Origin of the sequence: Prosthecobacter gellanilyticus, assembly GCF_007992435.1 — a bacterium.
Lineage (GTDB): Bacteria > Verrucomicrobiota > Verrucomicrobiia > Verrucomicrobiales > Verrucomicrobiaceae > Prosthecobacter > Prosthecobacter gellanilyticus.
Genome location: NZ_BKAG01000128.1, coordinates 1 through 1245, shown reverse-complemented (window position 1 = coordinate 1245; position 1245 = coordinate 1). Strand labels below are relative to the sequence as shown.

At 59.8% G+C, this 1245-nt stretch carries 2 protein-coding genes; both read right to left on the bottom strand.

Annotated elements, in window-relative coordinates; translation table 11 throughout:
• Nucleotides 1-31: 31 nt before the first annotated feature.
• A complete protein-coding gene (locus BGE01nite_RS28790) occupies nucleotides 32-892 on the bottom strand; it encodes an IS3 family transposase (RefSeq protein WP_146856413.1) in 861 nt (286 codons plus the stop codon).
• Nucleotides 889-1221 (bottom strand): transposase, encoded by a 333-nt coding sequence (locus BGE01nite_RS28785; RefSeq protein ID WP_170267148.1) that lies wholly within the window; start codon nucleotides 1219-1221, stop codon nucleotides 889-891. Before BGE01nite_RS28785 ends, BGE01nite_RS28790 begins: the two co-directional genes overlap by 4 nt.
• Nucleotides 1222-1245 lie beyond the last annotated feature (24 nt).

The following is a 1245-nucleotide window of genomic DNA, read 5'->3' as shown; positions in this document are numbered from 1 at the left end:
GAGGTGCAACTTATTCTTGGACCAGTGAGTGTTAGTTGAGTTGGTGGTATTGGGTTTCGAATTGGTTAGGGGTGAGGTAACCAATGGAGGAGTGTTTGCGCTGGTTGTTGTAGTAACCTTCGATGTATTCGAAGATCTCAAGCCTGGCGTCGGTGCTGTCGGCAAAGCAGCCGCCTTGCAGCATCTCGCGCTTGAGGGTGCCCATGAAGGACTCGCTCCAGGCATTGTCGTAGGGGTTGGCTTTTGCCGACATGCTCTGGCGCATGCCCGCTCCAGCGAGCACGGCGCGAAACGCACTGCTGCCATACTGGCTGCCTCGGTCACTGTGGAACACCGTGCCCTGGATACTTGCTTGCGGCCGTGTTTGCAGGGCCTGCTGCAAGGCATGCACCACCAGCTCTGAGCGCATGTGAGAGGCCAGGCTCCAGCCGACGATGCGGCGTGAGTAAAGGTCGATGACCACCGCCAGGTAAAGCCAGTGCGTGTCGGTGGGGATAAAGGTGATGTCACCAGCCCAGGCCTGGTCGAGCTGTGTGGGCGGGGGCTCTTGTGCCAGGAGGTTGGCTGAAGGCCTGTCGGCCCTGCCGTCACTGGTTTTAGGCAGGTAGTTCCTGGGCTGGATGGCACGCAGGCCACGTTGCCGCATGAGACGGCGCAGCCGTGCTGGAGCGCAGACAACACCATGATCCTTGAGTTCATGGAAGATGCGCCGGTAACCATAACGGCGGCGGTTGCGCTTGAAAACCGCCTCGATGAGATCGCCCAAATGCTTGTCTTGAGCCTGGGTCGTGGTGGCTGCGGCGGCGTGATAGAAGCTGCTGCGGGGCAGTTCCAAGGTGTGGCAGATTAGCCGGGTGCTGGCGCGTGTCTGCGCCTGGATCTGGAGGATCATCGCGCGGGTTTGGCCTGGGGTTGTGGCAGTGTGCCGAGGATGACAGCGGCTTTTTTTAAAATGTCATTTTCCATCAACAGGCGGTTGTTCTCCTTGCGCAGGCGACGCAACTCGGCGGCTTCGTCCAGCTCGCCTCCGGCTCGCTGAACTACGCCACCGAGCTGCGTGGAGGCGGACGCGCCCCCTGCGCCACGTTGAGACTGAGTCCAGCGGTAGAGGACGGTGGTGCTGATGCCCAGTTCCTCAGCCACCTCTGGAACAGGTCTGCCAAGCGCCACCAGTTCGATGGCTTGGTCTCTGAAATCATTGCTGTATCGTTTTCGGATCACGGTTCTCATGGTGCTTCTCCCTTA

Bases quoted from the DNA above. Each gene is read 5' to 3' on its own strand.
- BGE01nite_RS28790 (WP_146856413.1), bottom strand. From the start codon at position 892: ATGATCCTCCAGATCCAGGCGCAGACACGCGCCAGCACCCGGCTAATC.